General features: G+C 40.6%; 29 protein-coding genes. 16 read left to right on the forward strand and 13 right to left on the reverse strand.

Annotated features, from left to right (window positions below; all coding sequences use genetic code 11):
* Window positions 1-67: 67 nt before the first annotated feature.
* From MTF68_RS02935 to aceK, 3 genes are all read right to left on the reverse strand, one after another.
* Window positions 68-322 (reverse strand): DUF2999 family protein, encoded by a 255-nt coding sequence (locus tag MTF68_RS02935; protein WP_004586776.1) that lies wholly within the window; start codon window positions 320-322, stop codon window positions 68-70.
* A gap of 103 nt (window positions 323-425) precedes the next feature.
* Window positions 426-1,388: a zinc-binding dehydrogenase gene (locus tag MTF68_RS02940; RefSeq protein WP_121637576.1), complete on the reverse strand. Its 963-nt coding sequence runs from the start codon at window positions 1,386-1,388 to the stop codon at window positions 426-428.
* Window positions 1,389-1,752: 364 nt separating this feature from the next.
* Window positions 1,753-3,528: a bifunctional isocitrate dehydrogenase kinase/phosphatase gene (gene aceK, locus MTF68_RS02945; RefSeq protein WP_248461623.1), complete on the reverse strand. Its 1,776-nt coding sequence runs from the start codon at window positions 3,526-3,528 to the stop codon at window positions 1,753-1,755.
* Between the two features lie 117 nt (window positions 3,529-3,645).
* On the opposite strand from aceK, the gene MTF68_RS02950 reads away from it, so the two are divergent.
* From MTF68_RS02950 to MTF68_RS02960, 3 genes are all read left to right on the forward strand, one after another.
* The gene (locus tag MTF68_RS02950; protein WP_055255714.1) at window positions 3,646-4,593 is read left to right on the forward strand and encodes a LysR family transcriptional regulator; all 948 of its coding nucleotides are present in this window, start codon (window positions 3,646-3,648) and stop codon (window positions 4,591-4,593) included.
* Window positions 4,594-4,675: 82 nt separating this feature from the next.
* The gene (locus tag MTF68_RS02955) at window positions 4,676-5,125 is read left to right on the forward strand and encodes an N-acetyltransferase (protein WP_248461624.1); all 450 of its coding nucleotides are present in this window, start codon (window positions 4,676-4,678) and stop codon (window positions 5,123-5,125) included.
* A gap of 531 nt (window positions 5,126-5,656) precedes the next feature.
* A complete protein-coding gene (locus tag MTF68_RS02960) occupies window positions 5,657-6,088 on the forward strand; it encodes a hypothetical protein (RefSeq protein WP_004586781.1) in 432 nt (143 codons plus the stop codon).
* A gap of 12 nt (window positions 6,089-6,100) precedes the next feature.
* Here the strand turns inward: MTF68_RS02960 and icd are convergent, their stop codons facing one another.
* Window positions 6,101-7,351 carry an NADP-dependent isocitrate dehydrogenase gene (gene icd, locus MTF68_RS02965; protein WP_248461625.1) on the reverse strand — a complete coding sequence of 417 codons (1,251 nt, stop codon included), beginning with the start codon at window positions 7,349-7,351 and terminating at the stop codon, window positions 6,101-6,103.
* A gap of 167 nt (window positions 7,352-7,518) precedes the next feature.
* Here icd and MTF68_RS02970 point away from each other — a divergent pair, with 167 nt between their 5' ends.
* Entirely contained in the window at window positions 7,519-8,322 is an 804-nt protein-coding gene (locus MTF68_RS02970) for a hypothetical protein (protein WP_064385014.1), read from the forward strand.
* On the opposite strand, the gene MTF68_RS02975 is transcribed toward MTF68_RS02970, so the two are convergent.
* Window positions 8,319-8,864: a dienelactone hydrolase family protein gene (locus MTF68_RS02975; RefSeq protein WP_248461626.1), complete on the reverse strand. Its 546-nt coding sequence runs from the start codon at window positions 8,862-8,864 to the stop codon at window positions 8,319-8,321. The genes MTF68_RS02970 and MTF68_RS02975 overlap by 4 nt on opposite strands.
* 369 nt (window positions 8,865-9,233) lie before the next feature.
* Here MTF68_RS02975 and MTF68_RS02980 point away from each other — a divergent pair, with 369 nt between their 5' ends.
* Both MTF68_RS02980 and MTF68_RS02985 read left to right on the forward strand, forming a co-directional pair.
* Complete coding sequence (locus MTF68_RS02980; protein WP_024033460.1) at window positions 9,234-9,401, forward strand: hypothetical protein; 168 nt, start codon at window positions 9,234-9,236, stop codon at window positions 9,399-9,401.
* Window positions 9,402-9,532: 131 nt separating this feature from the next.
* Window positions 9,533-10,393: a transporter substrate-binding domain-containing protein gene (locus MTF68_RS02985; protein WP_029772692.1), complete on the forward strand. Its 861-nt coding sequence runs from the start codon at window positions 9,533-9,535 to the stop codon at window positions 10,391-10,393.
* Between the two features lie 29 nt (window positions 10,394-10,422).
* Here the strand turns inward: MTF68_RS02985 and MTF68_RS02990 are convergent, their stop codons facing one another.
* From MTF68_RS02990 to MTF68_RS03010, 5 genes are all read right to left on the reverse strand, one after another.
* Window positions 10,423-10,998 (reverse strand): YceI family protein, encoded by a 576-nt coding sequence (locus MTF68_RS02990; protein ID WP_248461627.1) that lies wholly within the window; start codon window positions 10,996-10,998, stop codon window positions 10,423-10,425.
* A 1-nt stretch (window position 10,999) separates the two neighbouring features.
* Window positions 11,000-11,548, reverse strand: coding sequence for a cytochrome b (locus MTF68_RS02995; RefSeq protein WP_055255702.1), 549 nt, complete (start codon window positions 11,546-11,548; stop codon window positions 11,000-11,002).
* Window positions 11,549-11,666: 118 nt separating this feature from the next.
* Window positions 11,667-12,506: a ScpA family protein gene (locus MTF68_RS03000; RefSeq protein ID WP_248461628.1), complete on the reverse strand. Its 840-nt coding sequence runs from the start codon at window positions 12,504-12,506 to the stop codon at window positions 11,667-11,669.
* A 5-nt stretch (window positions 12,507-12,511) separates the two neighbouring features.
* On the reverse strand, window positions 12,512-13,132 hold the full coding sequence (locus tag MTF68_RS03005) for an L-threonylcarbamoyladenylate synthase (protein ID WP_004586789.1): 621 nt from the start codon (window positions 13,130-13,132) through the stop codon (window positions 12,512-12,514).
* Entirely contained in the window at window positions 13,129-13,983 is an 855-nt protein-coding gene (locus MTF68_RS03010) for a PHP domain-containing protein (RefSeq protein WP_004586790.1), read from the reverse strand. The genes MTF68_RS03005 and MTF68_RS03010 overlap by 4 nt, the downstream gene beginning before the upstream one ends.
* A 449-nt stretch (window positions 13,984-14,432) precedes the next feature.
* Here MTF68_RS03010 and MTF68_RS03015 point away from each other — a divergent pair, with 449 nt between their 5' ends.
* Genes MTF68_RS03015 through trpA form a run of 6 tightly spaced genes read left to right on the forward strand, consistent with a single transcriptional unit; the run spans window position 14,433 to window position 21,021 of the window.
* Entirely contained in the window at window positions 14,433-16,001 is a 1,569-nt protein-coding gene (locus MTF68_RS03015) for an anthranilate synthase component 1 (RefSeq protein WP_248461629.1), read from the forward strand.
* 1 nt (window position 16,002) lies between these two features.
* The gene (locus MTF68_RS03020) at window positions 16,003-16,605 is read left to right on the forward strand and encodes an aminodeoxychorismate/anthranilate synthase component II (RefSeq protein WP_248461630.1); all 603 of its coding nucleotides are present in this window, start codon (window positions 16,003-16,005) and stop codon (window positions 16,603-16,605) included.
* An 11-nt stretch (window positions 16,606-16,616) separates the two neighbouring features.
* Window positions 16,617-17,654 (forward strand): anthranilate phosphoribosyltransferase, encoded by a 1,038-nt coding sequence (gene trpD / locus MTF68_RS03025; protein WP_096739490.1) that lies wholly within the window; start codon window positions 16,617-16,619, stop codon window positions 17,652-17,654.
* Window positions 17,647-19,011, forward strand: a complete 1,365-nt coding sequence (gene trpCF / locus MTF68_RS03030) for a bifunctional indole-3-glycerol-phosphate synthase TrpC/phosphoribosylanthranilate isomerase TrpF (RefSeq protein WP_248461632.1) — start codon at window positions 17,647-17,649, stop codon at window positions 19,009-19,011. The genes trpD and trpCF overlap by 8 nt, the downstream gene beginning before the upstream one ends.
* A 7-nt stretch (window positions 19,012-19,018) precedes the next feature.
* Window positions 19,019-20,203, forward strand: a complete 1,185-nt coding sequence (trpB, locus tag MTF68_RS03035) for a tryptophan synthase subunit beta (protein WP_004586795.1) — start codon at window positions 19,019-19,021, stop codon at window positions 20,201-20,203.
* Window positions 20,200-21,021, forward strand: coding sequence for a tryptophan synthase subunit alpha (gene trpA, locus MTF68_RS03040; RefSeq protein ID WP_248461633.1), 822 nt, complete (start codon window positions 20,200-20,202; stop codon window positions 21,019-21,021). Before trpB ends, trpA begins: the two co-directional genes overlap by 4 nt.
* 63 nt (window positions 21,022-21,084) lie before the next feature.
* On the opposite strand, the gene MTF68_RS03045 is transcribed toward trpA, so the two are convergent.
* Window positions 21,085-21,663 carry a type 1 glutamine amidotransferase domain-containing protein gene (locus MTF68_RS03045; protein ID WP_004586797.1) on the reverse strand — a complete coding sequence of 193 codons (579 nt, stop codon included), beginning with the start codon at window positions 21,661-21,663 and terminating at the stop codon, window positions 21,085-21,087.
* A 398-nt stretch (window positions 21,664-22,061) separates the two neighbouring features.
* Window positions 22,062-22,331 (reverse strand): HU family DNA-binding protein, encoded by a 270-nt coding sequence (locus tag MTF68_RS03050; protein WP_248461634.1) that lies wholly within the window; start codon window positions 22,329-22,331, stop codon window positions 22,062-22,064.
* 172 nt (window positions 22,332-22,503) lie between these two features.
* On the opposite strand from MTF68_RS03050, the gene MTF68_RS03055 reads away from it, so the two are divergent.
* Both MTF68_RS03055 and MTF68_RS03060 read left to right on the forward strand, forming a co-directional pair.
* Complete coding sequence (locus MTF68_RS03055) at window positions 22,504-23,079, forward strand: inner membrane-spanning protein YciB (RefSeq protein WP_004586799.1); 576 nt, start codon at window positions 22,504-22,506, stop codon at window positions 23,077-23,079.
* Window positions 23,080-23,146: 67 nt separating this feature from the next.
* Window positions 23,147-23,788, forward strand: a complete 642-nt coding sequence (locus MTF68_RS03060) for a CPBP family intramembrane glutamic endopeptidase (RefSeq protein WP_024033448.1) — start codon at window positions 23,147-23,149, stop codon at window positions 23,786-23,788.
* A gap of 60 nt (window positions 23,789-23,848) precedes the next feature.
* On the opposite strand, the gene MTF68_RS03065 is transcribed toward MTF68_RS03060, so the two are convergent.
* Window positions 23,849-25,273, reverse strand: coding sequence for a sodium-dependent transporter (locus tag MTF68_RS03065; RefSeq protein WP_054982639.1), 1,425 nt, complete (start codon window positions 25,271-25,273; stop codon window positions 23,849-23,851).
* 186 nt (window positions 25,274-25,459) lie between these two features.
* On the opposite strand from MTF68_RS03065, the gene MTF68_RS03070 reads away from it, so the two are divergent.
* Window positions 25,460-25,762, forward strand: a complete 303-nt coding sequence (locus MTF68_RS03070) for a YciI family protein (protein WP_024033446.1) — start codon at window positions 25,460-25,462, stop codon at window positions 25,760-25,762.
* A gap of 155 nt (window positions 25,763-25,917) precedes the next feature.
* Window positions 25,918-26,181 (forward strand): PepSY domain-containing protein, encoded by a 264-nt coding sequence (locus MTF68_RS03075; RefSeq protein ID WP_024033445.1) that lies wholly within the window; start codon window positions 25,918-25,920, stop codon window positions 26,179-26,181.
* Window position 26,182: the final 1 nt, after the last annotated feature.

A 26,182-nucleotide genomic window follows, 5' to 3' on the forward strand; every position in this document is an offset into this window, starting at 1 on the left:
AAAAAGTGTGGTGATTTTAGGTAGAATTACCAAGGCTTATGCCTTGGTAAGGAGTAATTTGTGAAGCTTATTGCTGGTTTAGCTTGTCTTTCGCTTCTTTTACTTTTTCAAAGTCTAGGCCTAGTTCGTCGGTGGCTTCTTTAATTAAGTGCGGCTGAGTCATCACCACGGCCATTAACTGCTGTAGTTTTTCAGGCGGAATACCAAGCTCTTGTACTAATGCCATTGCCATCATTGGGTTTTGTGTAAAGGCTTCGAACAATGCTTTTACTTTTTCGTCGCTTACATTGTGCTCTTTAAGTATTGCTAGTATTGGGTTCATTTTTAACCTTGTGTGTTTTGTACGTATTTTATATTTACTAAATTATATTAGCTGAGCCATGCATTAACAACGCCAACACACGCCTCAGTGTTACATTGGGTGGTTATTCTACAAGTAATACCACTTTACCGGCATTTTCATTACGCTCTAAAATAGCATGCGCTTCGTTTGCATCGCTCCACGGTAATGTTTTATAAACGTTAAAGTCGTACTTTTTAGTAGCAATATCATTGTAAAAACGCGCAACTAAGTCATCGCGTAATTGACGTTTAAACTCAATGCTACGGTTTCTAAGTGTTGATGCATGAAACGAAATACGTTTGCGTAATAGCGCTGCAAAATCAACCTCAGCAAAACGCCCATCTAAAAAAGCGAGCATAATAATTTGGCAATCCATGGCTGCAATAGCCGCATTTTTATTTAAATAACTGCCCGAAACAGGGTCTACAATTGCATTTGCTAAAAGCTCATTTGCTTGCATATATTCTACAAAGTCAGTTGTTTTGTAATTAATGGCATGATCGGCGCCAAGGGCTTTTGCATGCTCGCATTTTTCATCTGAGCCGGCAGTAATAACCACCGTTGCACCTGCACTTTTAGCCATTTGAATAGCCGCACCGCCTACACCACTTGCCCCTGCATGAATAAGCGCTGTTTGGCCTTGTTGTAATTTACCCAGTTCAAAAAGCGCACCAAATGCTGTTAGGTACACTTCGCTAATAGCTGCACCTTCAACCATGGTTAAATCATCTGGCAATACCATTAATTGTTTAGCATCTACGGCAACGTATTCGCTGTAAGCCCCGCCTGCGCACAAGCTAAAAATACGTTTATTAAGCCAACTTTTATCAACATCAAAACCAAGCTCAACCACTGTGCCTGCGCACTCTAAACCTAAAATGGGGCTATCCCCAGCTGGCGCTGGGTATTTACCTTGGCGCTGCATGCAATCAGCGCGATTTACACCTATAGCAGACACTTTTACTAGCACTTCGTGGCTTTTTAAAACCGGTTTATCGGTTTCACTAAATGCAAGGGTGCCACCCTTATGAGAAATATATTTCATTAATGCTCCGTATTTAGCCTTTTAATTAGGGCCTGTTAACCTTTCAGGATTAAAATTTGTTCAATCTAGGGCCATTTAATCGCGGCGCGAGGTTTGTAACCTAGTGGGCTAAGTAAAAACCGAGCAAAGCTTCCGCGTCCTGCTCACGCCCCTTACCTACATCCATGTAGGCAACAAAGAGTAAATGGCCCCTAGGCAGAAACCCTTCGGGCAGCGCCTGTTTAGCATTTATGCTACGTTATCGCCTGTTTATGGGGAACAACCACACTACATAGGCTCTGCCTTGCCTAATTACCAAACAGACGGCTGCAAATTTAACCTCGAAAGATAAACAGGCCCTAGCTAGACATGGGGTTAGTTATTTTTATTTAAACCGCCAGCTTTGTTTATACGGGTATACGTCAGGTAAAAAGCCTGATTTAATTTGTTGTTGGCAAGCTTGCCAAAAATCGGCTAAAAACAGATCGTTATGTTCGCAGTTAAAATAGTTAAATGCCGTTTCGTTTGCACTAAAAAACACCTTAAACTGACTGGGGAAAATATCGTTTTCTGCTATATCAAAATAACTGTTGGCGCTTAGCTCCTCTAGGTCGTTTTGTGCGCTAGGTACATCTCTAAAGTGGCAATCAGTCAATGGGCAAATTTCATCAAAGTCGTAAAAAACAACGCGCCCCCAACGGGTTACGCCAAAGTTTTTCATTAGCATATCGCCTGGGAATATATTTGCGCCGGCTAAGTCTTTAATCGCTTTACCGTAGTCGGTCATAACCTGTTGTAATGCTTTGTTAGAGCAGTGATTAATGTATAAATTAAGCGGCGTCATTTTTCGCTCAACATACACATGCTTTAAAATAAGCGCCTTACCCGATATAACCATGCTGCTGCCAATTTGTGATTTCATTTGCTTAAGTAACTCGTCGCTAAAGCGGCTGAGGTCGAACGCTAAATACCTAAATTCGTGTGTATCTACTAAGCGCCCTACTCGGTCGGCTTGCTTTACAAAGTTGTACTTGGCTTTTACTTGCGCTTTGGTGGCTGTTTTTGGTGCACTAAATTTATCTTTTATTACTTTATAAACGTAGTCTAGCCCTTCAATGGTAAATACCAGCATAACCATGCCGGGAGTACCTGGTGCTGTCACGTATTTAAAATTAGTAGGGCTATTCTTAGTGGTATCAACTTTGTAACGATAAAACTCTGTTTTAGCGTGCTTAATAAAGCCAATGGCGTTAAATAACTCAAAGCGTTTTTTATGAGGCATCAGCACGCTTAAGTAATCTACGTAACGCGCGGGTTGGTCGGTATCAACCATAAAATAGGTACGAGCAAAACCAAACAGTAAACTTAACTGATCGGCGCCCATCATTACGGCATCAAGCTTTAACCCTTTATTAGTATTTAATATGGCGATAGCAAAAGGCATATTATCGCCATTTTTAGCGATACAGCGCCCTATTAAGTAGCAGGCTTTGTTTCTAAAAAATAATGAATTTGCGTATTCTATAAACCCGTCGTTTAAATTTATAAGCTCATACACTTGTTTGCATTGTTGCTTTGCACCGGCCATTAACGTTGTTTGCAATGCCTGTAAATCGGCGTCTAAATGACTAAAAGGCACTCTAAATGGTTGGCGGGTAATGAGCGTTTTTACAGCGTGGTTAAACCCATCTTTAAACGATATTCTGCTTACTAAATTTTCATACGAACGCGGCTCGCTTCTGTATTTTGCTTTTAATACAAACAAATGTACGGTACGAATTTTTTTATCGTCCCAAATTGCACCAAAGGTAGAATTAAAAAAGGTATGTGCTATAGGTTTGTTTTCATGATTTTGCACCATATCGCCGTATATATTTTTAGCTAGTTGCCATGTTTGCGGACAAGTCAGTTCAGCGTAAGCAATAACTCTCACAGCTTCACTGACATTTTTTACTTCACGTTCGTACACTTGTAAGCGTTCGCGCATGGCAGTTTGCACATCGTGATATTTTTGTTGTTCAAACCGGCTTTGCGCACCTAGGGTAATATTTAAAAACTGCGCAAACATTGCTTCAAAGCCTGCAAAAACAGCGCGGGCCAACTTAGTAGCAATAACTTGCTGTAGCGCATTATTGGTCTGATTAGTTAACGATTTTGACATGGTTACAACACTTTTATTTTTACCACTTATAGCGGTTATTTTTTATTAATTGTTTACACCTTAGCAAGCAGGCTTTAATTTAGGTAATTAATAAAGCATATAAATAAAATTGATCATATGAATATACGTAACGTCGATCTCAACTTATTAGTGTACTTAAATGTGCTCATTGATGAAAAAAGTGTTTCAAAAGCGGCTAATAAACTCGCACTAACACAACCTGCGATGAGTAACGCACTTAAACGATTACGTGATTTATTTGACGACCCACTACTTGTGCGTGCCGCAGGCTCTATGACCCCCACCAGCAAAGCACTTAGCTTAAAGCCTGAAATAGAGTCTCTTTTAAAAATGGCAGAGGCGATTACTCAGCCCAGTGAGCAATTTAACCCAGCAACGGCAGAGGTGACTTTTAGAATAATGGCAAACGACTACATGGAGTCGACCTTAATTGCCCCCTTTATTACTGAGCAGTTAACTAAAAACCCGGGGGTTAATTTTGATGTACTGAGTCCAAGCGATGTAAACCTACAAGATATGGAAAAAGGGACTATTGATTTAGCCATAAACCGTTTTAATGGCTTGCCTCGCTCGTTTCATCAAGCCAGTGTTTGGCGCGATAATTACTGCTGTTTAACCCACCCTAAAAATACCTTTTTACAGCATTCAAGCCTTGAAGATTATCTGCAAAAAGAACATGTTTGGGTAAACCGTGCAGGCTGGGGGCCAGAAGCCGCCGTTACCAATAAGTCAGGCAAGCAAAAACTAGGCTGGGTAGATGAAGCACTTTGGCAGCTAGAACAAACGCGTAAAATACGGGTGTTTACACGCCACTACATGATTGCAAGTTTGCTATGCCAATCAGAGCAACTTATTGCCACCTTACCGCGCAGGCAGGCTAAATTATTAACCACGCATACCGATTTAGTCATTAGCCCAGTACCGTTTCAAATAGTCCCTATTGAGGTAAAAATGATATGGAGCCCACTACTTCACCATGCTCCCGCACACCAGTGGTTACGCCGTGAGTTGCTTGAGTTTGCTAAAACAATTGCTGATAGGTAGTTTGTTATTCCCAGCTCATCAGGCGCTAGCGTTTTCAAAAATTGGCATGATGTTTTCGCTCAACTTTTTGCAGAAGAATACAATGATCAACAAACTTAATAATAAGAATACCGAGATAGCAAATATAATTTTTACTGTCTTTCAAAAGTCCTATGCTATCGAAGCTAGTTTGATAGAGGCACTTAACTTTCCTCCTTTGGCACGTAATACTGAAGATATTAAAAAGTCAGAAACAACCTTTTATGGCTTCATCGAAAATCAATGTTTAGCAGCGGTTATTGAAGTAGATACAAACAGCCAGTGTTTAGATATATGCAGCTTAACTGTTGACCCTAGTTATTTTAAAAAAGGTATCGCAAGTAAGCTAATAAATTATGTTTTAAAAATGAGTGATTTATCTTATGCAAGAGTTGAGACTGCGGTTGCTAATACTCCTGCAATAAATTTATATAAAAAGCATGGCTTTGTAGAGTTTAAAAGATGGACACCGTCACATGGTATAGAAAAGCTAGCTATGTCGGTTGCCACTTAAAGCATTATTAAAGAAACAGATTTATACAAATGGATAGTGCATCGATAATTGCGAGGAGTGTTATGTTTGGCGGTATAGGTATTTGCAGCTTATTGTCAGCGCTATTTTGAGAACCATTCTCTACTTTATTAAAGTTTAATATTACTGCAGTTAAATAAAATGAATGCTCAAATAAAAAAGCGCCAGGGTATTCAACTTTGGGAAAATACCATGGCGCTTTTGAAATCGTAGAAATAGGAGTGAACCCTACCCTTTATATTTAGCAACCTTGATGCCAACCCACCACAAAAATAAAAAACAATTAAAATCAAATACTTAATTAAACTATGCTTTTGATTATTATTTAGTGTGTCCCAGTTTTGTGCATTTTTATAGGTTTTTGCACCACTTTAAATAAGCATGCTAGGTGGTTTTTGGTTAGTTGTTATTTACTATTGATAAAATCAATGTCAGTTATTGAAAACAACAATTTCATTAATAATACACTTAGCGCTAAAGTGAAGTTAAGCCAACAAACTAAGAGTAATGATTATGACAACATCAAGCTTCACACAACAAGACGGGTTATTTATTGACGCTAATTTACATCAGTTTATTACCCAGCAGTTATGCACTAAAACCAATGCCGCTGAGACATACCAAGCACTTGCTACCTTGGTTGATGAGTTTGGTTGTAAATGCCGTAAAACAAAGCACCAACCGGATGACATTTTAGAAGTAGATACGCTACTGCATGCGTACCAGCGTAAAAACCACCCGCTTTGCCATGTAGATGCACAAACAACCGAGGCAGTACTTGATGAATACTGCTGCCAAGTACCGGCTATTATTGTAGTTGCATTAATGGATACGCTTAGCGGTACTCAGTGCGATGAACCTAATGCACACGATATTTACCACCGCGCTGCACAGCTTACTAATCGCCCATGTGTACACAAGGCAAAAACAGCCACAGCGGCCTAGTAATGGAGTTGCTTAAAAATACTCGATAACCTTTTGTGCAAAATCACTGCAGCTTAGGGTTGTCGAGTTATTAATATTTTGCGCTAAATCAAAGGTTACATTACCGCTTTTGAGTGCTTGTTCGAGCGCTTGTTCAATCAGCGTTGCCGCCTCATCCCAGCCCATAAATTTAAGCATTAAAACGGCACTTAAAATACTGCTACTTGGGTTTGCTTTGTTTTGCCCTGCTATTCTCTCAAACGTGCCATGGGTTGGTTCAAAAAATGCCACATCGTTATTTAAATTAGCAGCCGGCATAATGCCCACTCCGCCAACTTGTGCGCTGAGCATATCAGCTAAAAAATCGCCATTTTGGTTTGTGGTTGCCACCACATCAAATTGATCTGGGTTCATTAAACATTGTTGCAGCATGTTATCGGCTATCACTTCTTTAATAATTAAAGGCGATTTATTAGCGCGTGCTATTTCAAGCCAGCGTCCGTTTTCGTGTGGGGTAGCGTTAAACTCATTTTGGGCTAAGGCAAACCCCCAACGTTTAAAGGCACCATCGGTAAATTTAAGTACATTTCCTTTATGCACAAGCGTTAACGATTCGCTGTTATTTTTAAGGGCATAATTAATTGCATAGCGTACTAGGCGCTCGGAGCCTTCTTTAGATATATTTTTTATACCTATGCCACACTCTTGAGAAAACCTTAGGCGCGTTACTCCCATTTCTTCACATAAAAAGTCGAGCATTTTCTCGCTCTCTACGCTGCCAGCTTGCCACTCTATTCCTGAATATACATCTTCGCTGCTATCACGCAGCACTGTTATGTTAGTTAAAAATGGATTTTTTAACGGCGATGGCAACGCACTTAGCCCTTTAACAGTGCGCATATTTACAAATAAATCCATTTCGTGTCTTAGCGCCACATTTAATGAGCGAAAACCGCCGCCAAGAGGTGTAGTTAATGGCCCTTTAATTGCTATTTTGCACGCACGTACTGCGTTAATAGTCTCCTCTGGGAACCAATCACCATCATATAATTTTGCTGCTTGCTCGCCGTTATATACTTGCATCCAGTGAATTTTTCGCTCCTTTGCATAACAGTGTGTAATAGCATTATTCACCACATGCTGCATGGCAGGTGTGACCTCTTGCCCAACCCCGTCACCATTAATATAAGCAATAATAGGGTTTACAGGCACATGCCATTGGCCTTTAGCATCAATAGTAATATTTTGTCCGTGCTCAGGGATTTTAATATGCTGATAAGCCATGGTTAATACCTATACTAAAAATAGTGTTACCTGATTAAATCATGCTTGATTGAGCATGTATGCAATTTGCTTTTTATAATTGATATTAGTTAAAAAAATAACGAACTACGTGTGCTTAATTACGTAAATAGTGGGTCTAGTATTAAGCGCGTATTTAGGAGGTATAAATGAAGTTATTTTGGCTGTTATTGCTATTAATGTGCTCTTTAAAAGCCTCAGCTGTTGATGTGGTTATTCATAATTTAGACGCACTGACGACTAAGGGTCAAAAAACGGTAGCTACATGGGTAAATCAAAGCCTTGAAAAAACACAAAATACTTTAGGGCCATTGCAACAAAGCATCCTCCCTATTAATTTAAAGCCACAATATTTTGCTTTTGAACCCGTGCCATGGGCTAGCGTAAAACGAAATAACCCCGATGGATTAGAGCTGCATATTGACCGCTACGCAAGTTTAAATGCATTTACAAAAGATTGGACGCTTTACCATGAGCTTTCACATTTATATTTGCCACTACTGCCTTACTCTGGCTTTTGGTTAAGCGAGGGGTTTGCCAGTTACATGCAAAACGTAATAATGCGCAACAGCGGTGTAATTAGCCAAGCGCAATTTGTTCAGCGCCTAAACGCAGGGTTTGAGCGAGCACGCTTACAAACTAAAACAAAGCAGCAGCCACTTAATAAACTTTCAAGTGATATGTGGAAGCAACGTGCACAACAGCGGGTTTATTGGACAGGGGCAGCATTTTTTGTAGAAGCCGATTTAGCCCTTCAAAAACAAGGTAAAAGCGTTGCCGCTATAATAAAACAATACCAACTATGCTGCAGAGCTGCGCGCACAAGTGCTAAAACGCTCATAAAAGAGTTAGATAAGCTCTCACGCAGTAGTATTTTTACTACCTTGTACGCGCAATATAATACGCGTACCGACTTTCCTGTTATTACTAAAACGCAGTTAAATACACTTTAAGTGCTTTTAATAAGTGCGCAATACTCATTATATGCTTTTACATTGTAATTAGTTGAGTAAGCATTCATAAAACCATGTAAAAACGGTGTTTTGTTACACGTAACTTGGCTTTTACTGGCTAAAGCACTTATTACTTCATCTACATTAAAATGCATTTCGGTATGTGGAAAAATAAACGTACAAGGTACTTTTGCCGCAATATCTAAATGATTTCTAATTTGTGAAGGGTAAAAGCCAATCAGCTTTTTTAGGTGTGGATTGCCTGTTAATAACTGCGCGCGCCACGCGGAACTTGCGCCTGCACTAAACCCTATACAGGCTGTTGGCTCTGTAAGGTTATTAAATACATTTAAGAGCTTAGCTACGTAATTGTCATGGCCACAGTAATTTATAAATTTATTATAATAATACTTTTCACTATCAAGGGGTTGCAGTTCTCCTTTGTAGGGGTCTATAACCTCTGTATTGGCTTGCATAATATCTAACAACCTCGTTAAAGGGGCTGTTAAACCATAAATATCGCTGACTATAATGTAATTCATACTTACCTTTTTAAGGTCAAAATCCATGCGTTTAAGCAGTTGATAAAATTAAGTATAAATAATTTTTAAATAAATAGCTTGCACACATTTTTTATTTAGGTTACCTTTCTTCTCTGGTCTTAAAAACCACCGCGGTTAACCTTTTTACCCTGATCCAGTAAGCCCCGCAAAACGTATATTTTAAAGCTAAGTTATTGTACGGCGAGAACCCCTATTAATACCTTGATGATTTTTTTAATATCATCGCAAAAGTGTCATAAAGATCGTCAACACTGTAATGAAGCTAAACACAACATCGTTAATTTATTAACTGCATTTGGCTATAAAAAATAGCGCAGAGTAAATAACAAGAATAAAGTGAGTTTTATTATGTCTTATAAATACAATGGATCTATGATCCAAATTGCCCATCCGGTGCAATCAATTTCTGTAAACAAACAACGTGTTATTTTTAGTGATACACAAGGTTTGAAAAACGCAATGTTCCAAAAAGCAAGCGAAGCGCGCGAATTTGTAAAATGGTTAAAAGCCAACTAAACATTGCGAGCAATTAACTGATTAAGCAGTTAATGTTAATAAAATGTGCCAGCTTTGTAGCTGGCATTTTACTTTGTTGCACTTAATTGACTACAATAGCGATACTTTCATTGTTTTAGGTAGTTGTAGTAATGCTCCGTGCATTTTTGTGTATCACCTTATATTTAAGCATTTCTTCAGTCAGTTACGCCCACACGATTAACTGGCTAACGCACGACTTTGCGCCCTATTACATTTTAAATGGAAAATACCAACACCAGGGGCGTGATGAAAGCGTTATAACCTTACTCGAGCAACAACTTGAGCACATCACGTTTAATCGCCTTGTTATCCCCTCTGGCAAAGTAACGCAAGAACTAGCCAATAAATCAGCCACACATTGCGCCCTATCACTTTATAAAAATGCATTTAGAGAAAAGTTTATTCACTTTAGCGAGCAAAGCTCAACCACGGGCCTTTCACCTTCCATTGCTATGCATAAAGGTTTGGCGCATTCACTAGAAGTGCCTAACTCAGAGCCAGTGTCGTTGCAGGATTTACTAGCAGAAAAAAAGCTCACATTAGGTGTATCTATGAACCGCTCATACGGCGAGCAACTCGACAGCGTAATAAATAACACCCCCGATGTTGATATTGTTATTCGCCCAACGCGAAATAGTTTAGCCAGCCTTACCTATATGCTCAATTTGAAGCGCTTAGATATTTTATTAGGTTACCCAAGTGAGCACCATTACTTAGCTAAATCGATGTACTTTGAAGAAAACCTAACTCAGCGAGCGATTGTTGAAGCGCCACCGTTAAGTTATGGCTATATTGGCTGCACTAAAAATGAACAAGGTGCTAAAAATATTCAACTATTAGATGAGCAATTAAAAAAAATTAAGCAAACCGAGCAATACCACCAAGTAATGTTACGCTGGTTGCCCCCACATTTAAAACCCTTATTAGAATCAAGAATTCACGCTACAAAAAACAAAAACGCCACTAACTAAAGTGGCATTTTAATTTAATCTACGCTTTATTATTTACGCACACCTTCAATAGACAGCCCAATATCAACATGGGTAGACGCTGGGCCTAAATTATAATCAATGCCGTAATCAGTCAGTTTTAAACTGGTTTCGCCCTCAAAACCAGCACGGTAGCCACCCCAAGGGTCTTGCCCTTCACCTACTTTATCCATTTTAAACGTAATGCGTTTAGTTACGCCATGTAAAGTAAAGTCACCCGTTACTGTGGCTGTATCATCATCGGTAAATTTCACATTGGTGCTTTTAAATGTTGCTGTTGGGTATTTATCTACATTTAAAAAGTCTTTACCGCGTAAGTGTTTATCACGCTCAGCATGGTTAGAGTCTAAACTTGCTGTATCTATATTTACTAAAATATTAGACCCTGTTTGCGCTTTAGCGTCGTAACTGAAGCTGCCATCAAAACGGTTAAATCGCCCGTGCAGCCAGCTGTAGCCTAAATGCTTAATTTTAAAGGTAACAAATGCATGCGCCCCTTGCGTATCAATTACATAATCTGCTGCATTTGCAGTGGCCGATAACATCATTACACCCGATAGAGCTGCACTTACTAGTCGTTTTTTCATGTTAGTATTCCTTTGGTTTGATCATTCTTGTTAAGGTTTTATCTTTATCAATAAAGTGGTGCTTTAATGCCCCCAGTGCATGCAAAACAGCCAAGCCAATTAATGTACACGCACCGTAGTAATGAATTTTTCCGGCAATATCGGCTTGTCCATCGAAGTTATAATCCAGAGCTGGTACATTAAATATCGAAAAAACGGCGATTGCTCTGCCATCAGCGGTAGAAATCAAATAACCCGCCACTACAATTACTGCTAAAATTAGGTACATAACAATATGCGCGGTATGTGCAATGTGGTTTACTGTTTTATTTTGACTAAGGGGGCGAGGTTTGGGGCTGAATACGCGCCACAAAATTCTAAAAATAAGCACTGCGGCGAGCGTTATACCTATACTTTTATGTAAATCCAATGAGCCTTTATACCAGCTATCGTAATAGGTTAGCTCAACCATGTATAAGCCCAAGCCAAATAAACCAAACACGGTCAAAGCCATCAACCAGTGTAAAATAATGGCAATAAGGCCATAAGATGTGGGCGTATTTTTAAACATGTGGGTTCCTCTAAATTCAATAATTTAAGAATATAGAGGGTGAAGAAAAACTAAAATAGCGTATACAAACAGCATCTGTGCATATACGCACATACAACTTGAGCTACAGTTTTACTAATTAGCTATTTGGCGTGTCAGTAAGGTTTATGTAAATTAGGCTATCAGGTGAGACTTGCAAACAGCTAATTAAGCCTTCTTTTATAAGCTCAAGCATAGCAATAAAGCTAACCACTACACCGCTTCGCCCTTCACTAAGGGTGAATAAATCGCTAAACGGCAGCGCTTTTTTTGCGTTACTCAGCTGGGCTAAAATTTGGCTCATCCGCTCACGGGTAGAGAGGATTTCTGCGGTCACTTGGTGATGCTCAAATGTTTTGGCGCGCGCCATCACGTCGCTCAGTGCTAACATTAAATCTTTTAACTCAAGCTCTGGCAGGTTTTGAGCGGTATTTTCAATAACCGGCATAGTTGCATGTGCGACAAAAATATCACGGCCTACACGGGGGATGGCATCTATATTTTCGGCTGCTTTTTTAAACTGCTCGTATTCTTGTAAACGCTTGATCAGTTCTGCGCGGGGGTCTTCCTCTTCTTCGAGCTCCTCGTGCACAGGCAATAACAGACGCGATTTTATTTGTGCCAATAACGCTGCCATTACTAAGTACTCACCGGCAAGCTCTAACTGAAACTCACTCATCATTTCTACATAACTGACATATTGCTCAGTAATGCTAAAAATAGAGAGTTCGAGCACATCTAACTTGTGCTTTTTTATTAAATACAGCAGTAAATCAAGCGGGCCTTCAAAGGTTTCCAAAATAATTTCAAGTGCATCGGGCGGAATGTATAAATCTTCAGGTTTATCTACAACGGCTTTGCCATGCAAAAAAGCCAGTGGCAGCTTTTGCTGCACTGGCTCACTTTGAGTCTTTTTTTCGCCCTGTGTTGTATCACTCACCAAGGTTACTCAAACGGGCTGGTATCGCCACACCCTACACGCAAAATGTGAATATCATCTTCTGATAGGTCAATAACCGTGGTTGCTTGCTCTGCAAGGTGTCCGCCGTCAATAATTAAATCTACGTGTTTATCTAAACGCGTTAAGATTTCATCTGGGTCTGATTCTGTGAACTCTTCTCCAGGTAAAATTAACGAACACGACATTAACGGCTCGCCAAGCTCTGCAAGTAATGCACATGCAATTGGATGCTCTATAACGCGCATACCAATGGTTTTTTTCTTATCGTTTAATAACCGCTTTGGCACCTCTTTTGTGCCTTTAAAAATAAAGGTGTATGGCCCTGGCGTATTATTTTTAATAAGCCTAAACATTTGGTTATCTACACGGGCATAAGTTGCCAGCTCAGATAAATCACGGCATACCAGCGTAAAGTTATGGTGTTTTTCTATTCCACGAATACGCTCAATGCGCTCTTTTGCTTGCTTATTACCGAGGTTACACCCTATCGCGTAGCCCGAATCTGTTGGGTATACAACAACCCCGCCCTGTTTAATAATATCAACCGCTTGGCTAATAAGTCGTGGCTGTGGGTTTGCTGGGTGAATATGAATTAATTGACTCATGATAATGCTCCTTCTTGCCCTTCCCACACTTGCCAAACCCCTTGGCAGTCTTTGGGTAAGTATAGGTTTTTACCTAGCTCTAAATAACTAGTTGGAAAATGAAAGTCAGAACCTTGCGAGCACAGTAAACCGTACTCTTGGCTCAATTGCCCTAAAAATTGGCGTTCAGTAGGCGCTTGTTGCGGCTGCGCAACTTCCATGGCATCGCCCCCGTCACTTTTATATTGCACAAGTAACTTACGTAACCATTTATTAGACATTTGATAACGCCCTGGGTGTGCAAGCACCGCAACCCCGCCCGCAGCATGAATCGCGCTAATAGCTGTTTGCATATCACACCAATTGCTTGGAACATAACCTGTTTTGCTGCGCCCTAAGTATTTTTTAAATACCCCAGGAAAATTTTTAGCAACGCCTCTTTCAATCAATGCACGCGCAAAATGGGCACGGGTAATTTGGGCGTTTTCTGCCAGCGCCTTGGCTTGCTCGTAAATGCCATCAAAACCGTTTTTTGCCAGCCTTTTGCCAATTTCAATGGCGCGTTCGTCACGCTTTTGCTGCTGCGCCGATAACAATGATGTAAGGGCATTGTTATTTATATCAATATTTAGCCCAACAATATGTATTTCAAAGCTTTCCCACTTAGTAGAAATTTCTACGCCAGATATAAGCTTAAGCGGTAGGTTTTCTGTTTCGATAAACGCTTTTGCCGGCGTAATAGCAGCCACAGTGTCGTGATCGGTTATCGCAAACACATCAATGTTTTTTTCTACGGCGCGGTTTAATAATTGCTCAACTGTTAAATGTCCGTCTGAATGTGTTGTATGGCTGTGTAAATCGTATTTTATCAAAAGAAAACTGCTTAAATTTAAGGGTAATAGATGTTTATATAAGTATAACAACTTTTTTGACTAAATTGTTTTAAATAAACACTTGACACAAAAGCGCTAAATACGTTTTACTGTAGCCACTTTAAGACACATTAAGAATTAATAAAAATGATCAATTCAATTCAACACACTATTTGGTGGTGGCACTCATAATTTTTGGGTGATGAATTGTCGTGTCTAGCAAATATTCAAAACCCGCAACTATGCGGGTTTTTTTATAACTAAATTTTACGTATTTAATTTTTTATTTTGAGGCAAAAAAACATGAATAACGGTCTTACTCTTACACATCGTTGGTGGTGGCGCCTGATATAGCGGGACGGTAATGATCTGTTTGTAATTTAGATATCGTTATTCAAACCCCGCATTGCAAAAGCATTGCGGGGTTTTATTTTTTGAGGGAATGAGGTTTGATTTTTAGTCATATAACTACCACACCAGGCGAAGTTACTAGCATAACGCAAGTGCGCGACTACATTAGTAGCCCACTTGCACTTTATGCAGCACTTGATAAGCCTAATTCGCTACTGCTTGAATCAGCCGAAATTGATTCTAAAGACAGTGTTAAAAGTTTAATTTTAGTTGACTGCGCGCTGCGCATTGTTTGCCAAGGTAAAACCGTCACGGTAAGTGCTCAATCTAATAACGGTAAACAGTTACTGCCGTATTTAAGAGCCAATGTGCAAAGCTGCGATGCAACCTTAACCGACACAAGCCTAACCCTTGTTTATAAAGGCGGCTCTAATGACATTGACGAGGCAAGTAAACTGGTTGCCGATAATGCATTTAGCGCACTACGTACCTGTATAAACAGTATCAAAAGCACCACCGAAAACCCGTTTTCGGTATTTTTAGGCGGTGTATTTGCCTACGACATGGTGGCTAATTTTGAGCAGCTAAGCGACGTACCCGATGGCGAAAATACCTGCCCAGACTACGTGTTTTACTTAGCCGAAACCTTAGTGGTTATCGACCATCAAAAACAAACCACCGAGCTTATTGGTAATGTGTTTAATGGCCCAGACGTACACGCTAATTGTTTTGAGGTAGGTAAAGAGCTAGAACGATTAAATGCCCTATGTGATAAAGCAGAAGAGTTTAGTGCGCCTATGCAAACAGGCACCTGCGATGTAAGTGTTGATATAAGCGATGAAACTTACTGCGAGCAAGTGGTTAAGCTTAAAAAGAACATCGTTGATGGTGATATTTTTCAGGTTGTGCCTTCGCGCACGTTTTCACTGCCCTGCCCTGATTCGTTGCACGCATATAGCCAGCTTAAAAAGCAAAACCCAAGCCCTTATATGTTTTATATGCGCGATGAAGAATTTGCTTTATTTGGCGCCTCACCTGAGTCTGCACTTAAATACGAAGTGCAAAGCAAACAAGTTGAAGTTTACCCTATTGCCGGTACTCGCCCACGTGGAAAATTTGCCAATGGCGCAATCAACCCAGATTTAGACAGCCGTATTGAGCTTGAACTAAGAAACGATCAAAAAGAGCGTGCCGAGCATTTAATGCTGGTTGATTTAGCCCGTAACGATGTGGCACGCATTAGTGTAGCCGGCACGCGCCATGCAAAAGAGCTATTAAAAGTAGACCGCTACTCGCAAGTAATGCACTTGGTTTCTCGCGTGGTGGGCACATTAAAGCCTGAGCTTGATGCACTACACGCCTACCAAGCGTGTATGAACATGGGCACGCTGGTAGGCGCTCCTAAAGTACGTGCCGCCGAACTTGTACGCCTAACCGAAGGCAAACGCCGTGGCAGCTACGGTGGCGCAGTGGGCTATTTAACAGGCGATGGTGCAATGGATAGCTGCATTGTTATTCGCTCAGCGTTTGTAAAAAATAATACCGCGTATGTGCAAGCAGGTGCAGGTGTCGTTTACGATTCTGATCCACAAGCCGAAGCTAACGAAACCCGCGCTAAAGCCCAAGCGGTGATCACCGCCATAAAATCGACTTATGAGGCGGTATAAAATGAGCACAGCAAACCCAATGAAAATATACTTTTTAGATAACTTTGATTCGTTTAGCTACAACCTTGTTGATGAACTAACCATGCTGGGCTGTGAGCTTGTGGTATACAGAAATAACATAAGCGCAGAGGTTATTTTTAATAAAATGCGCCAAGAGCCTGGGCAAGTATTATTAGTGCTTTCGCCAGGCCCTGGTGCCCCCAGTGATGCAGGTTGCTTAATGGAATTAATCGAACTGGCTAAAGGCCACTTTCCCATGCTGGGCATTTGCCTAGGGCAACAAGCACTTACACAAAGTTATGGCGGAGTAATCGGCCACGCGGGCGAAACCGTACATGGTAAGTCATCAATCATTAATTTAAACCCGCATCCGGTGTTTGAAGGAATGGGCTACACCATGCCCGTAGCCCGTTACCATTCATTAATGGCAACCAAGGTACCTGAAAATATTGAGGTAATTGCACAATTTGACGATATTCCTATGGCCATATATCACCACGACGATAAAGCGTTAGGTTATCAATTTCATCCTGAGTCAATACTTACGCCAAATGGTGCAATGCTACTTCAACAAAGTGTTGCGTACTTAACGCGCACCAACTAATAGAGGACATTATGAGTACCCAAGCACAAGAGACCATAAATGTTCAATACGCTATTGAGCAACTTATTCAAGGCAAGTCGTTAAACTATGCCCAATCAAACGCATTATTTAACCAAATAATGCAAGGTAACATGAGCGAAATAGAGCTCACTGCATTGCTAATCAGCCTTAAAATAAAAGGCGAAGTAAGCGATGAAATTGCCGGCGCTGCAGCGTCAATGCGAGAAAACGCCGTTGCCTTTACAACCGCTAGCACGCAACTTGCCGATAGCTGCGGCACCGGGGGCGATGGCTCAAACACGATTAATATTAGTACTACCGCTGCGATTGTTGCAGCTGCCGCGGGTATTAATATGGTAAAACATGGTAATCGCAGTGTATCGAGTAATTCGGGCTCTGCTGATTTATTAAAAGCACTGGGCATTAATATTGATATGAGTCCAGCACAGGCTGCACAGTGCCTTGAGAAAACCCATTTTACCTTTTTGTTTGCACCGCATTATCACAGTGGTGTACGCCACGCGATGGGCGTACGTACTGCGCTTAAGACACGTACCATTTTTAATATTTTAGGCCCGCTTGCTAACCCTGCTGCACCACACGTGCAATTACTGGGTGTTTACGATGAGTCTTTATGTATGCCAATGGCGCAAACACTTAAAACATTAGGCACTAAGCGCGCGATGATAGTGCATGGTTCTGGCACTGATGAAATAGCCCTGCACGGCCCAACTAACGTAGTTGAGCTAAACAATGGCGAAATAACGCAGTACACATTGAACCCAAGCGACTTTGACCTTGCAAACTATTCACTTGAACAACTAGCCGGTGAAGGCCCACAATATAACGCAAATGCAAGCCTTGCTATTTTACAAGGTAAAGGCAGTGATGCGCACAATGCTGCAATCGTGGTCAATGTGGCTGCACTTTTATACCTAAGCGGTAAAGTACAGTCATTAAAAGAAGGCGCACAACAGGTACAAACATTACTAAGTTCAGGCAAAGCCATGAACACATTAAATGCAATTATTGAGGTAAGTCATGGCTAATGTATTAGACAAAATTGTTGCTGATAAAAAACAAGAGCTAATAGAGCGTAAAGCCGCGCGCCCACTAGAGAGCTTTAAAGATTTAGCAGTGCCAACTAGCCGCAGCTTTTATAAAGCGTTAGCAAAGCCGGGTACGCAGTTTATTTTAGAATGTAAAAAAGCATCTCCTTCAAAAGGGCTAATAAGAGAGCCGTTTGATTTAACCGAGATCACCTCTGTTTATAAAAAATATGCTAGCTGCATGAGCGTACTTACAGATACTAAATACTTTCAAGGTAGCTTTGATTATTTAGAGTTTGTACGTAGCCAAGTAGAGCAACCACTTATTTGTAAAGACTTTTTTATTGATGAGTACCAAGTGTACATGGCACGTATTTATGGCGGCGATGCTATATTACTAATGCTTTCAGTACTTGATGATGAACAATATAAAGCGCTACATGCAGTTGCCGACTCGCTTAACATGTCGGTATTAACCGAAGTCAGTAACGAAGAAGAAGTGCACCGTGCCCTTGCACTTGATGCGCAAATTATTGGTATTAATAACCGTGACCTACGCGATTTAAGCACTGATTTAGCAACCACCGAAAAGCTACGTAAACTCATCCCACAAGATAAAGTGGTTATCTCAGAGTCAGGTATTTACACTCATCAAGATGTTAAACGCCTAGCGCCATTATGTGATGGCTTTTTAGTTGGCAGCTCTTTAATGGCTGAGCGCGATTTAGAACAAGCCTGCAAAAAAGTGATTTTAGGTGATAACAAAGTGTGCGGTTTAACCCGAGCACAAGACGTACAGGCCGCTTACAACAACGGCGCAGTGTACGGTGGACTCATTTTTTACCCTAAATCGCCTCGTTATGTTGATTTAGATTGTGCGATTGAGCTGAGCCAAAGTGCGCCACTTAAATTTGTCGGTGTTTTTGTTAATGCAAGCCCGCAGCAAGTGGTACAATACGCGCACGAACTAAAACTTGCCGCAGTACAATTACACGGTCAAGAAAGTGACGATTACATTGCCGCATTACGTACACAGTTACCTAAAGGTTGTGAAATTTGGAAAGCACAGGCAATTAAAGATACATTGCCAACCCCAGCTACGGGCGTAGACCGCCATCTTTATGATACCCACAGCGATACACAAGCAGGTGGTACAGGTAAAGCATTTGATTGGGCAGTACTGCGCGACGCAACAACCCCCTTTATGCTAGCGGGTGGCTTAAATCCAGACAATATAAAAGACGCGCTTTCTCAAGGTGCCCTAGGCCTTGATTTAAATTCAGGCGTTGAAGAATCTGCGGGTAAAAAGTGCCCTATCAAATTACAAAATGCTTTTACAAGCATCAGAAATTATTGAGGTTATAATGCAAAATCCAGCTTATTTTGGCGAATTTGGCGGTATGTTTGTACCTGAGCTACTTGTCCCTGCGCTTAAGCAGTTAGAGAACGAATTTAACAAAGCACAAAAAGACCCTGAGTTTCAGGCTGAGTTTACAAAATTATTAAACGAGTATGCCGGTCGCCCTACGCCGCTTACATTAACGCGTAATTTAATTAAAAACCCTAAAGTAAAACTTTACCTAAAACGTGAAGATTTACTGCACGGCGGCGCACACAAAACCAACCAAGTACTTGGTCAAGCGTTGCTAACTAAACGTATGGGTAAAAAAGAAGTTATTGCCGAAACTGGTGCGGGCCAACACGGCGTGGCAACAGCCCTAGCCTGTGCATTACTTGGCTTAAAATGCCGCATTTATATGGGTGCTAAAGACGTTGAGCGCCAACAGCCTAACGTATTTAGAATGAAATTAATGGGCGCAGAGGTTATTCCGGTAACAGCCGGCTCTGGCACATTAAAAGATGCGGTAAACGAAGCGCTCCGCGACTGGTCTGCAAACTACCAAGACGCTCATTACTTACTTGGTACCGCTGCGGGTCCTCATCCATTCCCAACAATTGTACGAGAGTATCAAAAAATCATTGGTGAAGAAGCTAAACAACAAGTACTAAAAGCAGAAGGACGCTTACCGGATGCCGTACTAGCCTGTGTTGGCGGTGGCTCTAATGCAATTGGTATGTTTACTGACTTTATTGACGAGCCAAGTGTAAAACTTATTGGTGTGGAGCCTGCTGGTAAAGGTCTAGATACCCACGAGCACGGCGCTACAATTTGTAAAGGTACAAAAGGTATATTGCACGGTACCTATACGTACATTATGCAAAATGACGATGGCCAAATTGAAGAGTCATACTCAGTATCTGCCGGCCTTGATTACCCTGCAGTTGGACCACAGCACGCGTTTTTACACGAAACAGGCCGTGCTCAATATGTGGGGATTACCGATACAGAAGCCCTTGACGCGTTCCAAGCACTGGCTAAAAACGAAGGCATTATTCCAGCTCTTGAATCAAGCCATGCCCTTGCTTATGCGCTTAAATACGCCGAAGAGCAAACAGAAGAAAGCATTTTAGTGGTTAACTTAAGTGGCCGTGGCGATAAAGACTTAACCCACGTACACAGCGTTTTATCACAAGGAGGTCAACTATGAGCCAGTTAAATACAGATCGTTACGGTAAAACCTTTGCTGCACTTAATGAGCAAAAACAAGGTGCATTTGTACCATTTGTTACCATTGGTGACCCAGGTAAAGAGCAAAGTATTGCCATTATTAAAAGCTTAATTGATGGCGGCGCGGATGCACTGGAGCTAGGTATTCCGTTTTCGGACCCAATCGCTGATGGCCCCGTTATTCAAGCGGCGAATATTCGTGCTCTCGATGTAAACATTAACACCCAAGATTGCTTTGATATTATTAAAGAAATACGCGATTACAATGCAGATATTCCAATTGGCTTATTATTGTATTCTAACCTTGTGTTTAAACGCGGTTTAGAAACATTTTATAAAGATGCTAAATCAGCGGGCGTAGACTCTATTTTAGTTGCTGATGTACCACTGCATGAATCTAAAATGTTTAGAAAAGCAGCCATGGCAAACGGTGTAGATCCAATATTTATCGCCACACCCAATGCCGATGACGATACTCTACGCCAATGTGCATCTTACGGCCGTGGCTACACGTATTTATTATCGCGTGCGGGTGTTACCGGCACCGATACTAAAGCACAAATGCCAGCGGGTAACATAGTAACTAAGCTAAAAGAATACCATGCAGCCCCTGCTTTATTAGGCTTTGGTATTTCTACGCCCGATGATGTAAAAGCCGCCCTAAATGCCGGCGCAGCTGGTGCTATTTCAGGCTCAGCCGTTGTTAAAATTATTGAAGCTAACCTTAATGATTTAGACGCGATGACAACGCAATTAAAAGCGTTTGTAGCTGATATGAAAGCGGCCACCGCGTTATAAAAGCTTAAAATTTACGCAATAAAAAAGGGCATTTAAAATGCCCTTTTTTATTAAGCTCTACACTTAATGAGCTTGATGCTTACCTTCTAAAATTTCTTCAATAAATTTTGCATTAAATGCTTCTAAATCTGCAGGACTGCGGCTTGTTACTAAACCTTGGTCTACACTCACCTCTTCATCAACCCAGTTTGCACCAGCATTGATTAAATCACTTTTAATGCTCGGGAATGATGTAACGGTACGGTCGCGTAATTTATTAATTTCGGCAAGTAACCAAGGGGCATGGCAAATAGCTGCGACGGGTTTGTTTTTCTCGGCGCCAAAAAAGCCATCTATAAACGCTTTTGCGTGCTTATCTTGGCGTAACGTATCTGGGTTAAATAAGCCACCTGGCAGCATAAGCGCATCGTAATCGCTGGCACTGGCATTTGTAACAAGTTTATCTACGCTTACTTTGTCGCCCCATTTATCTTCATCCCAGCCGGTGATTTCACCCTCTTTTACCGACACAATATCGATATCGGCGCCGGCATTAAGTAAAGCATCACGTGGAGATAATAGCTCACTTTGCTCAAAGCCATCGGTAGCTAAAATAGCAATTTTTTTGCCTTGTAAACGAGTGCTTGTTTGTAATGTAGACATATAGATCTCCTTATTGCGTTTAATAAAATGTTTCAATCACCCTATTAAAAGCATAAGCGATGCCAAATTTAACCTATTGAAAATAAAGATGAATATAAATTAAAGCTATCAAAGCTATGTAAATCATTTAGAGGGTTTGAACAATCTACATAGCTTAATTTAAAGTGCGTATTAAAAACCAGCACACAAGCTTTGCTTACAAGATGAAGTAGTTAGGCATTAACTAAAAGCTGGGGATTTATTTTCTAGACGCACCCTATTAGCGGGGTGCGCCGAACTGTAATGTTATGATTAATAGCGCTAACTAAACCTAAAAAGGTAACCGGGCTTAGCAAGTATTGGTTGCAGGAACTAGTCGCTGGTACTGATCACTAGTACCGGTCAATACAAGTTGCTATTTAAAGGAGATCTTTTAATGCTTTGGCAGATTTAAATACGGGTTTGTTAGCGCCTTCTATTTCAATGCTTTCGCCTGTTTGTGGGTTACGGCCAGTGCGCGCTGGGTAGTAGCTTAAAGCGAATGTACCAAATCCATTAATTTGCACTTGGTCGCCTTCAGACAGCGATTTAGTAATTACTTTTTGTAAGCTAGTAAGGGCTGCTTGTGTGTCTTTTTTTGTTAGTTCACTGCGTTTTGCTATTTGGGCAACAAGTTGTGCTTTGTTCATTGTAGGCTCCTAAATGCACACTTAATCAGTGTTGGTTAAGCGTGGGAATATGATGATGGATAATTAAAGCCACGCAGGCTAAGGCTTACAGGGCAACAAGTCAACCTTGTAGTTGCCTAGTGTTATGTGGTAAAAACTTCCCTGACTTCTTTTTGTATAATTTAGGTAGTATATGCACGCATTGATTGAATACATCCCGCTAATATTATTTTTTGCGGTATTTAAATTAGTTGATATTTACTGGGCAACAGGCCTTTTAATGGTCACTACGCTTATTCAAGTTGCGTATAGCTACTTTAAGCACGGCCATGTACCTGCCCGCCAATGGCTATTTTTTGCTATTGCAGCGGTGTTTGGCACATTAACCTTAGTACTCCACGATGAGCAGTATATAAAATGGAAAGCCACGTTAATTTACGCCGGCTTAAGCCTTACCTTATTAATTAGCCGTTACGTACTGAATAAAAATCTTGTTAAAAAAGCCCTTAGCTCAATCCTCGAAAACGCCAACGACTCTAAACAGGCGATTGAAGTACCTGAGCCGGTGTGGAATAAGCTTAACTTAATGTGGGTTGCCATTACCGCAGGTATTGCAGTGCTGAATATTTACATTGCGTATAATTTCTCACTCGATTTTTGGGTTAACTTTAAAGTGTTTGGTTTAATGGCCATTACTTTTGTGAGTATTTTGATCACTATATTTGCTTTGTATAAGTACTTCCCTGATGAAGAAGAACCCGCAAAGTAAAACACCTTCGTCATAAAAATGTCGTCTTTGCTTGATAGCGTGTAAAAAAAATCAATCAGAGACGACCTTGAACGCCAATCAATACCGCTGGTTTGAATTTACCCTAATATTTGTTTTATTGCCTTTAATAGGCTTTACCCTTCGTAGTTACCTAGCTAACTGGTTAATACCCGCACTGATTGTTTTAATGAGTGTGTGCTGCATGTTATTACTGAACGACCCTCACTTTAAGCGATTTAGACTCACAAGCCTGGGGCAGTTTTCTGCAGTAAAGCGCCGTTTATTTAGTTTCTTTTTTTTAGGAGCGCTTTTTTCAGGCGTGTTTTACGGCATTATTCACCAAGAAAATTGGTTTAGTATGCCGCTGCACTCATTTTATAACTGGTTACTTTTACTGCTTCTATACCCGCTGCTGTCGGTATTACCACAAGAGCTAATTTTCAGAACCTACTTTTTTCATCGCTATAAACGCATTATGCCCAAAAAAAGAGTCCGTATAGTGGTAAGCGCAACGGTGTTTGCCCTTGCCCATATTGTGTATGCCAATTGGGTGGCTGTAGGCTTAGCATTTTTAGGCGGGTTATTATTTTCGTTTACCTACGCGCAAAGCCGCTCAACCATAGTGTGTGTAATTGAGCATAGCTTATGGGGATTGTGGATGTTTACACTGGGGATTGGCAGTTCATTAGACTCAGGAGCTATAAGCTAAGCCGCTATTCTAAACACAAAAAAGCCGCGTTAATACGCGGCTTTTGGCAATTTTTTTAGCCTAAAAACCAAATAGCTTAAAGGCAAAAAACTTAGTCGCTACTGTGTTTATAAATATGGCTAATAAAATAACCGGAATAAACGTAGAAAGCGAAAAGTTAACGTATTTCTCCATAAAGCTACCGGCGTAATTTGGTGAGCCTTGGCTTAGCTCATCTGTTAGGCGCGCTTTTTTCCAGCGGTACATAACAAATAAACACACCATTAAACCATTCAGTGGCAATATAGTGTCGTAAAATACATCATAAACAATATCAAAAAAGCTTTTATTACCGCTGCCGTAACTAGTAAACGACGTTAGGCTATCAACCATACCAAACGACATAGTACATAATATAGTTAACACACCTGTGGCTAGCGTTAAAATACCTAAGGCTTTTTTACGGCTGATCCCTTTGCGGTCGCTAAGGGTGGCTGTAGGTACTTCTACAATTGATACAAGTGAAGTAATCGCTGCAAAAAACACTAACAAAAAGAACGAAAACGCCACTGCAGACGCACCAAAATAACCAATGTCATTTTGTAGTGCTAATAAAATTTTAGGTAAGTATACAAATATCATCGATACAGACGAGTCAGAAAGTGCGGCTGGGTCGGTATTAGGATCAAAACTAAATATTGCCGGTAACACCATTAAACCAGCAACAAATGCCACTAATGAGTCGGTAATAGCTACCATTTTAGCACTGCCAACAATGTCATCTTTTTTAGATATGTAAGAGGCGTACGTCATTAAAATACCCATACCTAGCGATAATGAGAAAAACGCTTGGCTTAGTGCACCATTAAGCACGCTGGCGCTCATTTTAGAAAAATCAGGAATAACATAATATTTAACACCAGCCATGGCGTTATCAAGCGTTAATACATACGCTACAAGGGCAAGCAACATAACAAATAAAGCCGGCATTAAAAACTTAGCGGCTTTTTCTATGCCTTGTTTAACCCCACCCAATAAAATAAGGTTAACAATAATAACGACCACAGCCATGTAGCCAAAAACAGTGTAGCTATTTATAAAGCTGCCAAAATGGCTAGGATCTGCCAATGCATCTAAATTACCCATGGCGGTTTGGCTTAAGTAACCAAAAATCCACACGGTAATAACCATGTAAAATACGGCAATCATAAACGGCGTTAATACAGCCAAAAAGCCTGCAAACTTCCATTTTTTGTCGTTATTTGCCAGCGCTTTGTACGAACCAAGTGGATCTTTTTGCGCGTTACGACCCATGGCCATTTCAGCCATCATTACTGGTAAACAAATAAAAGCAACAAACAAAGCGTATACAAGTAAAAATGCACCACCACCATTTTTAGTTGCCGACACAGGAAAACCTACTAAGTTGCCAATACCCACTGCCGAACCTGCTGCAGCCAGTATAAAGCCAAGACGGGAGCTAAAATGCTCTCTATTATTGCTCATGTATTAACCTTGTTATTTTTAAGTTATTCAAGCGACTCTACCAGTGTTGTGCCGCGCTTTTCAAGCAATTACACACTAAAAATAATTAATAACTGTAAACCTAGCTTTAACGGTAATTTGTTCACCAACTATCAACGTTGTGCTAGTATTTGCGTTATTAAACTTAACATTTTTTTGAGAATTACTATGTTGTACATGATTTATTCAACCGACGTTGAAAACAGCTTACCGCTTAGAAAAGAAGCCCGCCCCGCCCATTTAGCACGTTTAAGCGAACTCGACTCTCAAAACCGTTTATTTGTTGCCGGCCCACTGCCAGCAATCGACAGTGAAGACCCGCAAGATGCTGGATTTACAGGTTCATTAGTCATTGCAGAATTTGATTCACTTGAAAAAGCACGTGAATGGGCAGCCTCTGATCCATACGTTGCAGCCGGCGTTTACGCAAACACCGTTGTAAAACCATATAAAAAAGTATTACCAGCGTAACGAACACCCTGAATTTAAAACGTTATTTAATTCAGGGTTGGTTCACTGCTAATTAATTAAGCTGGCGAACGTAAAAGCGCATATTGGACGTTTTTACTTGAGTTTTAGTAGCTTAGTTAATTAGAATAGCTGGGTTTGATCTAGGAGTTCCCGTCATGCGTGTATTATTAACCCTTGGTTTAATTGCCTGTATTAGCGTCAGTGGCGCCGTACACGCAAGTTCGACTGTTACCAAAGCAGTTAAAAAAACTGAGATCAGCAAAAAGAAAGCCGTAATACTTGCAAAAGAAGAAACTGACGGTAAAACCTTAAAAATTACAGAACAAGCAAAATTTTATACTGTACGTATACTCAAATCTGACGGCCACGTCGTTGATTTACATATAAATAAAAAAACCGGCGAAGTGAAAAAGGATTAGC

The sequence above is a fragment of the Pseudoalteromonas sp. 2CM37A genome (assembly GCF_023161885.1).
Lineage (GTDB): Bacteria > Pseudomonadota > Gammaproteobacteria > Enterobacterales > Alteromonadaceae > Pseudoalteromonas > Pseudoalteromonas atlantica.

Bases quoted from the DNA above. Each gene is read 5' to 3' on its own strand.
- MTF68_RS02935 (WP_004586776.1), bottom strand. From the start codon at position 322: ATGAACCCAATACTAGCAATACTTAAAGAGCACAATGTAAGCGACGAA.
- MTF68_RS02940 (WP_121637576.1), bottom strand. From the start codon at position 1,388: ATGAAATATATTTCTCATAAGGGTGGCACCCTTGCATTTAGTGAAACC.
- aceK (WP_248461623.1), bottom strand. From the start codon at position 3,528: ATGTCAAAATCGTTAACTAATCAGACCAATAATGCGCTACAGCAAGTT.
- MTF68_RS02950 (WP_055255714.1), top strand. From the start codon at position 3,646: ATGAATATACGTAACGTCGATCTCAACTTATTAGTGTACTTAAATGTG.
- MTF68_RS02955 (WP_248461624.1), top strand. From the start codon at position 4,676: ATGATCAACAAACTTAATAATAAGAATACCGAGATAGCAAATATAATT.
- MTF68_RS02960 (WP_004586781.1), top strand. From the start codon at position 5,657: ATGACAACATCAAGCTTCACACAACAAGACGGGTTATTTATTGACGCT.
- icd (WP_248461625.1), bottom strand. From the start codon at position 7,351: ATGGCTTATCAGCATATTAAAATCCCTGAGCACGGACAAAATATTACT.
- MTF68_RS02970 (WP_064385014.1), top strand. From the start codon at position 7,519: ATGAAGTTATTTTGGCTGTTATTGCTATTAATGTGCTCTTTAAAAGCC.
- MTF68_RS02975 (WP_248461626.1), bottom strand. From the start codon at position 8,864: ATGAATTACATTATAGTCAGCGATATTTATGGTTTAACAGCCCCTTTA.
- MTF68_RS02980 (WP_024033460.1), top strand. From the start codon at position 9,234: ATGTCTTATAAATACAATGGATCTATGATCCAAATTGCCCATCCGGTG.
- MTF68_RS02985 (WP_029772692.1), top strand. From the start codon at position 9,533: ATGCTCCGTGCATTTTTGTGTATCACCTTATATTTAAGCATTTCTTCA.
- MTF68_RS02990 (WP_248461627.1), bottom strand. From the start codon at position 10,998: ATGAAAAAACGACTAGTAAGTGCAGCTCTATCGGGTGTAATGATGTTA.
- MTF68_RS02995 (WP_055255702.1), bottom strand. From the start codon at position 11,548: ATGTTTAAAAATACGCCCACATCTTATGGCCTTATTGCCATTATTTTA.
- MTF68_RS03005 (WP_004586789.1), bottom strand. From the start codon at position 13,132: ATGAGTCAATTAATTCATATTCACCCAGCAAACCCACAGCCACGACTT.
- MTF68_RS03020 (WP_248461630.1), top strand. From the start codon at position 16,003: ATGAGCACAGCAAACCCAATGAAAATATACTTTTTAGATAACTTTGAT.
- trpD (WP_096739490.1), top strand. From the start codon at position 16,617: ATGAGTACCCAAGCACAAGAGACCATAAATGTTCAATACGCTATTGAG.
- trpCF (WP_248461632.1), top strand. From the start codon at position 17,647: ATGGCTAATGTATTAGACAAAATTGTTGCTGATAAAAAACAAGAGCTA.
- trpB (WP_004586795.1), top strand. From the start codon at position 19,019: ATGCAAAATCCAGCTTATTTTGGCGAATTTGGCGGTATGTTTGTACCT.
- trpA (WP_248461633.1), top strand. From the start codon at position 20,200: ATGAGCCAGTTAAATACAGATCGTTACGGTAAAACCTTTGCTGCACTT.
- MTF68_RS03045 (WP_004586797.1), bottom strand. From the start codon at position 21,663: ATGTCTACATTACAAACAAGCACTCGTTTACAAGGCAAAAAAATTGCT.
- MTF68_RS03050 (WP_248461634.1), bottom strand. From the start codon at position 22,331: ATGAACAAAGCACAACTTGTTGCCCAAATAGCAAAACGCAGTGAACTA.
- MTF68_RS03055 (WP_004586799.1), top strand. From the start codon at position 22,504: ATGCACGCATTGATTGAATACATCCCGCTAATATTATTTTTTGCGGTA.
- MTF68_RS03065 (WP_054982639.1), bottom strand. From the start codon at position 25,273: ATGAGCAATAATAGAGAGCATTTTAGCTCCCGTCTTGGCTTTATACTG.
- MTF68_RS03070 (WP_024033446.1), top strand. From the start codon at position 25,460: ATGTTGTACATGATTTATTCAACCGACGTTGAAAACAGCTTACCGCTT.
- MTF68_RS03075 (WP_024033445.1), top strand. From the start codon at position 25,918: ATGCGTGTATTATTAACCCTTGGTTTAATTGCCTGTATTAGCGTCAGT.